The organism is Streptomyces sp. NPDC059371, assembly GCF_042751995.1.
Classification (GTDB): Bacteria; Actinomycetota; Actinomycetes; order Streptomycetales; family Streptomycetaceae; genus Streptomyces.
This window is the reverse complement of sequence record NZ_JBHYXD010000108.1, coordinates 20666-30338: the sequence shown is the minus strand read 5'-3', so window position 1 is coordinate 30338 and position 9673 is coordinate 20666. Positions and strand designations below refer to the sequence as shown.

Below are 9673 nucleotides of genomic sequence, written 5' to 3'. Positions count from 1 at the left end.
GTGTGTTGTTCATGCCTCGGTATTACCGGCCCGTTTTTGCGGGGCGCGCGCCGCCCCCGGGACGCCCGGGCCGCCGGCCGCCCCGCGGCCAAGGCACGCGCCGCGCGGGGCCTGCGGATCTGGTCGTACCGCCCCCGTCCCGTCGTGGCCATGGCGGGCGTCGTCGTGCTCGCGCTCGTCGCGGGCGGGATGGGCGTCCTCGGCGGCGGGGGCACGGCCGCCACCGCCGCCGACGGCGAGAACGTCGGCCAGGGCAGGAAGGTCACCATCGGCTACATCCCCTGGGACGAGGGCGTCGCCTCCACCTTCCTCTGGAAGGAGATCCTGGAGCAGCGCGGCTACCAGGTCGACGTCAAGCAGTTCGACGCCGGCCCGCTGTACACCTCGCTCGCCCAGGGCGACATCGACTTCGAGACCGACTCCTGGCTGCCGACCACACACGCCGAGTACTGGAAGAAGTACGGCGAGCAGCTCGACGACCTGGGCTCCTGGTACGGCCCGACGTCCCTGGAGCTGTCGGTGCCCGCCTATATGAAGGGCATCGACTCCCTCGACGATCTCAAGGGGCAGTCCGGGAAGTTCGGCGGCAGGATCACCGGCATCGAGTCCAGTGCCGGAATGATGGGCCTGCTCAAGAGCAAGGTGCTCAAGGCGTACGGGCTCGACAAGGAGTACGAGGTCGTCGACAGCTCCACGCCGGCGATGCTGGCCGAGCTGAAGCGCGCGTACGCCGCGAAGAAGCCGATCGTCGCCACGCTCTGGTCGCCGCACTGGGCCTACAGCGAGTACAAGCTGAAGAAGCTCAAGGATCCGAAGGGCGCCTGGGGCAAGGGCGACGGCGTGCACACCCTCTCCCGGAAGGGCTTCGCGAAGGACGACCCGGTCGTCGGGCGCTGGCTGAAGGACTTCAAGCTGACCGAGAAGCAGCTCACCGGCCTCGAAGCCGAGATCAACAAGGTCGGCAAGGGCAGGCAGCAGGACGCCGTGCGCGCCTGGCTGAAGAGGAATCCCTCGGTCGTCGGCGAGCTGGCCCCCGTCAAGAAGGCCGCCGCCGCCCCCGCCGAGGCGAAGCGTCCGCTGGACGTCGCCTGGTTCCCCTGGGACGAGGACGTCGCCGTCACCTATCTCTGGAAGAACGTGCTCGCCCGGCGCGGCTACACGATCGACCTCAAGCAGATGGACGTCGGCCCGGTCTACACCGGCCTGGCCTCCGGCGACCTCGACCTCAACTTCGACGCCTGGCTGCCCTACGCCCAGTCCAACTACTGGGAAGCGCACAAGGACCACCTGAAGGACCTGGGCACCTGGTACGAACCGACCTCCCTGGAGATCGCGGTCCCCTCGTACGTGAAGGACGTCCGCTCCCTCGCCGACCTCAAGGGCAGGTCGAAGACCTTCGGCGGAAAGATCATCGGTATCGAGCCCGGCACCGGTGAGATGAACCTCCTCAAGAAGAAGGTGCTTCCGGGCTACGGCCTGGACAAGGAGTACGAGGTCGTCGACGGCTCCACGCCGGCGATGCTGGCCGAGCTGAAGCGCGCGTATGCCCAGAAGAAGCCGGTCGCGGTCGTGCTGTGGTCGCCGCACTGGGCGTACAGCCAGTACAAGCTCACCAAGCTCACCGACGACAAGAAGCTGTTCGGCGAGGGCAACACGATCCGGACCGTCGCCTCGGAGGAGTTCCCGAGCCGGTATCCGAAGCTGGCCGGGTGGATCAAGGACTTCAGGATGAGTGAGGCCGAACTCGGCAGCCTGGAGAGCGAGATCAAGCAGCGCGGCCAGGGGCACGAGGAGGAAGCCGTGACCGCGTGGCTCGACGAGCACCCGGAGATGGTGGAACGCATGACTCCGCGGTAGCGGTCGAGCAGTCCACGGCCGGGGCACGCACGAGCCGTCCACGCCGGGGCGCGTCGGACGGTTCACTCCGAGGGGTGGTCCTCGTCGTCAGGGTTCTTTGACCCGGACGACGAGGACCGCCCCTCGTCGTGTTCCGGGCCCGCGGACTCCTTCCGTCCGGGCGTCCGCCGGTCCGCACGCGCGGGCGACGGCGCCGAAGGTCGCGTACTGGCGTACGAGAGGTATCCGGACAACCGTGCCGCGGCGCACGACAGCACCCCGCCGGCGCGTTCCCGCGCCACGGTGCGGCCCGCGTGCGCCCTTCGTTCGGGCCCTCGCCGGGCACGGCTCCGAAGGCCCGCCGCACATCAGCTCCGTGCGCGCGGACACGGCGGACCCCGACCGCCGGCGCGCGCCCCGGGCCGAGACGCACCACCAACTGCGCACCAGAGCAACGGACTTCAGGATCCGATCCGGCCGTCCGAGGGCCCTGGCGGAGGGTCCCGACCTTGTGATCGGCCCTTTCGCCCCGTACGAGGGGGCGGCGGCGCCGGGCGCGCGACGGCTCGCGCGGTGGCGCGAACTGTAACCCTCACACTCCCTCGAAGTGACAGCGATGTGACGGGTCCATGAAACGGTTTGCCGAACATGCGTAGGGTGCAAACAACTCAACAGAAGCAGCGGGCCGGAAATCCGCACGGTTCGCGGACCGACGACGCGAGGGAGGGAGCCGGAGCGATGGGCGACCAAAAAGAACAGCCCCTTCGGGTGGGCGCGGCCGTACGGCGACGACGCCGGGCACTGCGGCTCACTCTCGCCGCCGTGTCCGAACGCAGCGGCCTGTCGGTGCCCTTTCTCAGCCAGGTGGAGAACGAGCGGGCGCGGCCCAGCCGAAGTTCCCTGGAGCGGGTCGCCGACGCCCTCGGCACCACGGCCGCCGACCTCCTCGCCGCCGCCGACCCGGCGTGCAGTGTCGACGTCGTGCGCGCAGACGACGGGGCCGAGTTCACGCCCGGGGCCCACGCCCGCCCGCTGGTGCGCGGTCACCACCAGCTCCACGCCACCGAGTTCACCGGCGACCACGAGGAAGCCCGTGAACTCCAGCACCGCAACGACAAGTTGATGTACGTCGCCGACGGCGGTGTCGAGGTCGAGGCGGAGGGACGGGCGCACCGGCTGGGCCGGGGCGACACGCTCTATCTGACGGGCGGTGTGCGGCACCGCTGGCGCGCCACGGTGCCGGACACCCGGGTCGTCGTCGTCGAGGTCGCCGACCACATCGACGCGGTGGAGGACCCGCACTCCTTCGGCAAGCGCTGAGCCCCGCGGGCGACGGGAACCCGGCCCGGCCCCGGCGCGCGTGGGCGGCGCGGGAGAGAATGGCGGGAGACAGGGGACAGGACGGCGCGGGAGAGGGGGACGGGTATGCGGGTGGTGTCCCTGGTGCCCTCGCTGACGGAGGCCGTGGCCGTGTCCGTGCCCGGCGTCCTGGCCGGCGCCACCGACTGGTGCAGCCACCCGGCGGACCTGGACGTCGCCCGGATCGGGGGCACCAAGAACCCCGACGTCGACGCCGTCGTACGGCTGGCGCCCGATCTCGTCGTCGCCAACGAGGAGGAGAACCGGGAGCCCGATCTGGCCGCGCTGCGGGAGGCGGGGATCGAGGTACTGGTCACCGAGGTGCGGGACGTGCCGGGTGCATTTCGCGAACTGGACCGGGTGCTCGCCGCCTGCGGCGCGCGCGGCCGCCCGCGCTGGCTCGACGCGGCGGAGGCCGCCTGGGCCGAGCCGGCCGCTCCGGACCGCCGCAGGACAGCGATCGTGCCGGTCTGGCGCCGGCCCTGGATGGTGCTCGGCCGGGACACCTTCGCCGGAGACGTCCTGGCCAGGCTTAGCGTCGACAACGCGTACGCGCACCACGCCGAGCGCTACCCCCGCGTCCCCGTCACCGAACTGACCGCGTCGGGCGCCGACCTCGTGGTCCTGCCCGACGAGCCGTACCGCTTCACGGCCGACGACGGCCCCGAGGCCTTCCCCGGTCTGCCCTGCGCCCTCGTCGACGGCCGCCTGCTGACCTGGTACGGCCCGTCACTGGCGGAGGCACCGGCCCGCCTCGGCGCGGCGCTCGGGCTCGCCGACCGCTGATCCGGGCCTTCGCGGCCCGGTTCGGGACGGGCTCGGCCACGGGAGCCGGCCGGGCCGCCGGACCGTGGTCCCCGAGCGGGAGGTCCGGTCCGGCGGCGGGTCCGTTCAGTCCTTGGGCCGCCCGGACGCCAGCAGCTCCCGGAGTTCGTCCATCGCCTCCCGGAGCCGGTCGGCGAACGTCCGCATCTGCGCGGCGACCGCCGACGGCGTGCTCAGGTAGAGGTTGAACCGCTCGGGAAGCAGCACATAGGCGATGCCGATGCACTGGCTGCTGGTCGACCCGAAGCCGAAGTACTGGATGTTGACGGACGGCGCGGAGCTCGTGCTCAGGTAGTCGTCCCGCATGGTCGACCAGCCCGGCGTCCGGTACAGCGCCGGCTGCTCGGTCACCCCGAGCTCGGCGCCCCGCCGGCGCTGGATCAGCTCCAGCTCCCACAGGTGCTGCTCCGGAACCTGCCCGGCCTGGCATGCCTTCGCGCGCGCCACATGGGCCTCCGTGGCCGCCCGGAACGCGGTGCGCCGGGTGTCCGCGTCCGCCGCCGGGTCCTCCATCGCCGCCACGAACGCCAGCATCTCGGGGGTGACGACGCGCATCGCCTCGGTCCGCCCGTGCCGGTACTGCCGGGTGGCGATCGACTCGTACGTGGCGCCCAGGTGCCCCTTGGCGCGCTGGTGGGCGAGCTGGTAGGCGGCCTGGACGAACGCGTCCGGCGAGACCCCCAGCACCTTCGCCGCGCCGCTGCCGAAGTCCTCGAACGACAACGTGCTGGTCGCGGTGTTCTCCCCGTACGCCGCGAACGCCTCGGCTGCGGAGCGCGCCTGTTCCCGCAGCGCGTCGTCCAGTTCGAACACGATCGGTTCCAGCGCGGGCAGCCCCTGGGAGCGGGCTCCGGACCGCCGGGACTGCTCCTCGGCAGGGGTGTCGAGGAGGGCGTCGGTGAAGGTGAGGATCGTCGTCCCGTCCAGCTCGCAGTGCTCGACGTTGATGCCCGCCCGTCCGTCGGCGAAGACGACGAAGGACACGGCCTTGTCGAACCAGCGGTTGCCGCGGTCGCCGTACAGCAACTGGTCACAGGCGTCCTGGACGTCCGCGGGGGCGAAGTCCTCCAGAGCGACGCAGAACAGCGCGGTCTCGACATCGTCGAGGGCGTCGGCGTTGCGGGGGTGGCAGGCGAGAAGGGACTCCCGGGCGGCCGCCCACTCCGCGCGGGCCATGGTGGTGAGATGGCCCACCGAGGTGTCCGCGCCGGCCGGTTCGGCCTTCATCACGGCGCGCAGCCCCGCCTCGATGTCCTCCAGGCTGTGCGGGACACCGTCCGGCCCCAGCACGTCCAGCCGGAACATGTTGCCCCGGAAGAACACCACGACGTGCCGGGCCCCGGACGGGCCGGGCCACTCCTCGGTGTAGGGGGCGCGGACGGTGTCCTGCCGCGCGCCGGGGATACGCGTGGTGGAGAACAGGAACTTGTTCTGCACCATCGACTGGGGCGCTCCACGCTGCACCACCGGTGGAATCAGCCCCTGATCGAGCCGCCGCTTGTAGTCGAGGGCCCCGGCGACGAGCCCGGCCGCCCGCTCCACCTGCGCCTGGCCGGAGTCCCGGAACAGGAAGAAGAAGTTGGCGTTGAGCGCGATCCGGTCCCGGCGGCCCAGGTACCGGTACGGCCAGAAGACGTCGAGCCAGCTCTGCACGCCCTCCGTGGTGTCGTATTCCTCCAGCGCGGCGTGCAGCACCCGGCCGGGGCCACCGGGTCGGAGGAAGGCGGCGACCTCCGCCTCGGTCGCCGACCGCTCGTCGGCGGTCAGCAGGGGCGTGCACCAGGCGAGAAACCTCTCGCAGCTCGCTTCCAGCGTAGGCAACGGCACACGCGGGAGGCTGTCCTCCTGGGCGAAGGTCGCGTTGTCCGAGCCATCCTGACTGGTCTTCAACTCTGTTCTCGATTCGGATCGTCGGTACCTGTGATGTCGTACGGCCGGGAAAGGTAGAGCTGTGCGTACAGCCAGCCTTCCGCCTCCAGGCCCCGCGGATCCACCCCCGCGGCCGACATGCTGTCGAGCACGAGCGCCTGCTCCTGCGGGGAGGCGAACCGCCGCTGTCTGAACACCTCGTCGACGCGGACGGTCCGGTAGCCCAGACTCGCCAACGCGCTTTCGACGGGGTCGAACGGGAACATCCGCAGCACGAAGTGCGCCATCCAGGGCCGGTGGACGCCCTGCGCCCGGACGACGCGCGTGAGCGTCCGCTCGGTGACGTAGCCGATGCAGCCCGTCGAGATCACGAGGTCCGTACCCGAGAGCTGGGCGCGCTGTCGCGGCGTGGGCTCGCGCTCCTCCAGGTCGGCGTGCACCACGTCGTCGAGGAAGCCGGCCTCACGCGCGTAGGACAGCGCGCTGCCGGAGGTGTCGAGGCCGACGAAGCGGATCGCCTGCGGGGGCCGGCGCGACCGGGCCAGCTCCCGGTCGCGGGCCAGCAGCGCCTCGCGGCTCTCACCCGCACGAGCCTCGTCGCCGTAGCGCGCGTACAGCTCGTCCATGGTCGCGTCGTACTTGAGCAGGGCGGCGTTGATTCCGTACGAGCAGCCGATGTCCAGCACTTTCGGGACCGCGACGTGCCGGGACTCCCGGTACTCCGTGATGATCTTGGAGAAGTAGGGCTTGGCCTGCTGCGGAACGCCGTAGTCGAGCGGGCGCAGCACCCTGAAGTAGGTTCGCGGATCGGGCTGGTCGTAGATGTGGTCGAGTGTGACTTTTCCGGTCACGTCGAAACGCACAGGGCTTACTCCTCCGTGGGATCGCGCAGGGGGAATTGGCCTACGGCGGCACCGCGTTCTCGCCGCCCGCCAGTGCCGAAGCAGGCAACTAGTCCAGGAGCCGGTCGCCGCGGACCGCCCGGCCCTCGGCCGCCAGGTGCTCGGGCAGCACCCGGCCGAAGAGCTGCCGGGTCCGTTCCACGCTCCCGATGACGCCGGGGCGCTCGCTGTAGGCGAATATCGCGGAGTGGCGCGCGATCCCGCCGTGCACCGGGCTCACGCGGTGCAGCGAGTAGCGCCCTTTGAACAATTGCAGGTCGCCCGGTTGCAGGGGGAGGCGCCGGGTCAACCGCTCGCCCCGGCCGTCCACCACGTCCCGGACGTCGTCGAAGTTCTCGTCCCGCGCGGTCCGGATGTTCGGGCAGTACTCGAAGACGCCGCCGGACTGCGCCTGTTGGGTGAGCATGCTCACGGTGAACTCGTTGGTGTCGAAGTGCCAGGGGTGTTCCATGCCCGGCGCGACGACGTTGAGAACCAGACCGGAGAGCGGGTCCGCCAGCTCGTGCAGCTCCGGCAGTTCGAAGCAGCGGGCGACGAAGTCCCGGAACACCGTGTCGGAGTAGAGCCGGCTGATGAGCGAGTCCGCGGGGATGCGGTCCCGCGCGACGAACGCGTTGCCCCGCTCGAAGGTCCTCCGGCCCGGATGGTCCTCCGGCAGCGCCGAGTCCACCGCGATGTTGTAGACGTTCACCGTCTCGACGTCGTGGTGCGCCCGGGGCGCGATGGCCGAGCACTCCTGCCGCAGCACATCGCGCAGCGACGGGCGGATGAAGTCCGGCAGCACGGTGCAGCCGAGAGCCGACAGCTCGCGCCGGGCGCGGGAGACCACGGCCTGTCCCCGGGTGCCCGCGAGGTCCGACAGGGGATAGCGAGCCATGTCGACGACCTGATCGAGCGTCAGGGCTTCCAAAGAGCGCATTCGATCCTCTCCACACGCGGGCCGCCCGGCCGGACCCCACTTTCGGTGCCTCAGCAACTCGGCCGGTACGGCGGGCACTTGAAGTTCCCACAGTGACGCCGCGTTGTCTGTGACACGTCACACTGCCCAACTGTGTGCTCCAGCATGCGTTCGCGGGCTCGACACGGGCCGGTCGCCGTGCAGGTGCCGCGGGGGCAGGCGCACCCTGAGCGAGGCTCGGTCGGCGTGGGCGGCTAGCGCGGAAACAGCCATCGCATCGCGGCAAGGCTCTTGTCGACGTATCTGTCCTGTTCCGTCTCGATGCCGTGGGCCAGGTCCTCGAAGACACCGCACCTGGCGTAGAACAGGGCGCGCTCGCCGAGAGCCGCGAGGTCGTTGGCGTCGGTTCGATAGCTGCTGATGGCGGCGCGGGTGGCGGCAGGGCCGAGATCGCGGTGGAGAAGCCCGAAGTCGTAGGCCGGATCGACGATGGCCGCATCGCTCCAGTCGATGATGCCGGTCACCGTCCACGCAACCGGGTCGATGAGAACGTGTTCGATCCCCAGATCGTTGTGGGAGAACGCCGGGGTCCATTCATCGTGCGGTGGTGCGGCATCCAAGAACGCCTCGACGGGCCGACGGTACGCCGCCGGTATCCGCCCGGCCACCGTCACATAGTTCTCCGTGGCCTCATGCCGCCACTCGGCCGGCGGCTGGTGGTCCGCGTCCACCAGACCGGCCAGCCGTTCGATCGGAACAGCGTGCAGCGCGGTCAGCAGTTCGCCGAGCGTGGCGGCGATCGACGCGCCGTGGGCCGATCGCCGGTGTCGCGGCATGTCCAGCAGTGGCGCGCCGGGGAGCTTGCGGTACGCCAGACACCCCTGCTCCGCGACCGTGAACGTCGGTTCGGGGACGGGCAGCGGCGAGATCCCGGCCACCGCGGCAAGCACGCGGGCCTCGCGGCCCACCAGGGCGGTCCGCCGTGCCAGGTCGGGCTCCTTGCTGAAGCGCACGATCAGCTCACCGTTGACCTCGTACGCCAGGTTGTCCAGACCCTCGCCGAGCGGCACGACGGAGTCGATCCGATAGTCGCGCATGTGCGTGACCACGACGCCGTGGACATCGGCGAGGCGGTCGCGGCTGCGACTGGTCATGTGCCGAGTATGGCATCCCTCCAGGCACGGAAAAGGGTCTGTGCATTCTGCTGGGTGACCCAAGTCGACCCACGTTCACAGACCTTCGCGGGGACGGCATGACCCGGGCCGGGCGCGGCAGGGTCGGCCCCGGTCAGTCGGCCGCCGGGATCAGCCCGACCCGGTAGGCGAGGACGACCGCCTGGACCCGGTCGCGCAGGCCGAGTTTGGCCAGGATCCGCGAAACGTAGGTCTTGACCGTCTCGGGGGTGATGAACAACGCCGCGGCGATCTCCGCGTTCGACAGCCCCTCGGCGATCTGCCGGAGCACGTCCAGCTCGCGGGGGGCCAGCGCGCGTACGAGGTCTTCCCTGGCCTGCCGGGAGGTGTCGGCCGGCCGCAGGTGTTCGGCGAAGTGACCAATCAGATGGCGGGTGACGGCGGGCGCCAGCAGGGCCTCGCCCCGGGCGACCGTACGGATCCCGTTCACCAGCTCCGCGGGAGGCGCGTCCTTGAGGAGGAAGCCGCTGGCTCCGGCCCGCAGCGCGTCGTAGACGTAGGCATCGACGTTGAACGTGGTGACGACCAGCACCTTCGGCGGGACCCGGGCATCGGGACCGGCCAGTTGCCGGGTCGCCTGGATGCCGTCGAGCAGGGGCATCCGGATGTCCATCACCACCACGTCGGGCCGCAGCCGCCGTGCCGCTTCCACCGCCGCGTGCCCGTTCTCGGCCTCCCCGACGACCTCGATGTCGGGCTGCGCGGAGAAGATGGTGACGTAGCCGGTCCGCACCAGCGCCTGGTCGTCGCAGACGAGTACACGGACGGGTTGCGGCGCATCGCTCACGGGG

The 9673-nt window shown here is 70.8% G+C and carries 8 protein-coding genes; 3 read left to right on the top strand and 5 right to left on the bottom strand.

The annotated features are described in order from the left end of the window. From ACFXGX_RS36840 to ACFXGX_RS36830, 3 genes are all read left to right on the top strand, one after another. Window positions 1–1857, top strand: a 1857-nt coding sequence (locus ACFXGX_RS36840) for a glycine betaine ABC transporter substrate-binding protein (RefSeq protein WP_384800674.1), incomplete at its 5' end; no start/stop codon positions are given. Window positions 1858–2574: 717 nt separating this feature from the next. Then, window positions 2575–3156: a helix-turn-helix domain-containing protein gene (locus ACFXGX_RS36835; protein ID WP_384800671.1), complete on the top strand. Its 582-nt coding sequence runs from the start codon at window positions 2575–2577 to the stop codon at window positions 3154–3156. Window positions 3157–3261: 105 nt separating this feature from the next. Beyond that, the gene (locus ACFXGX_RS36830) at window positions 3262–3981 is read left to right on the top strand and encodes a helical backbone metal receptor (protein ID WP_384800668.1); all 720 of its coding nucleotides are present in this window, start codon (window positions 3262–3264) and stop codon (window positions 3979–3981) included. 105 nt (window positions 3982–4086) lie between these two features. On the opposite strand, the gene ACFXGX_RS36825 is transcribed toward ACFXGX_RS36830, so the two are convergent. The 5 genes from ACFXGX_RS36825 to ACFXGX_RS36805 form a co-directional block, all read right to left on the bottom strand. Beyond that, window positions 4087–5910, bottom strand: a complete 1824-nt coding sequence (locus tag ACFXGX_RS36825) for a choline/carnitine O-acyltransferase (RefSeq protein WP_384800665.1) — start codon at window positions 5908–5910, stop codon at window positions 4087–4089. Then, on the bottom strand, window positions 5907–6752 hold the full coding sequence (locus ACFXGX_RS36820) for a class I SAM-dependent methyltransferase (RefSeq protein ID WP_384800662.1): 846 nt from the start codon (window positions 6750–6752) through the stop codon (window positions 5907–5909). Before ACFXGX_RS36820 ends, ACFXGX_RS36825 begins: the two co-directional genes overlap by 4 nt. Window positions 6753–6840: 88 nt before the next feature. Continuing rightward, entirely contained in the window at window positions 6841–7710 is an 870-nt protein-coding gene (locus ACFXGX_RS36815) for an arpA protein (protein WP_384800659.1), read from the bottom strand. A 233-nt stretch (window positions 7711–7943) separates the two neighbouring features. Continuing rightward, a complete protein-coding gene (locus ACFXGX_RS36810; RefSeq protein WP_384800656.1) occupies window positions 7944–8843 on the bottom strand; it encodes a phosphotransferase family protein in 900 nt (299 codons plus the stop codon). A gap of 133 nt (window positions 8844–8976) precedes the next feature. Next, window positions 8977–9669, bottom strand: a complete 693-nt coding sequence (locus tag ACFXGX_RS36805) for a response regulator (protein WP_384800652.1) — start codon at window positions 9667–9669, stop codon at window positions 8977–8979. Window positions 9670–9673: the final 4 nt, after the last annotated feature.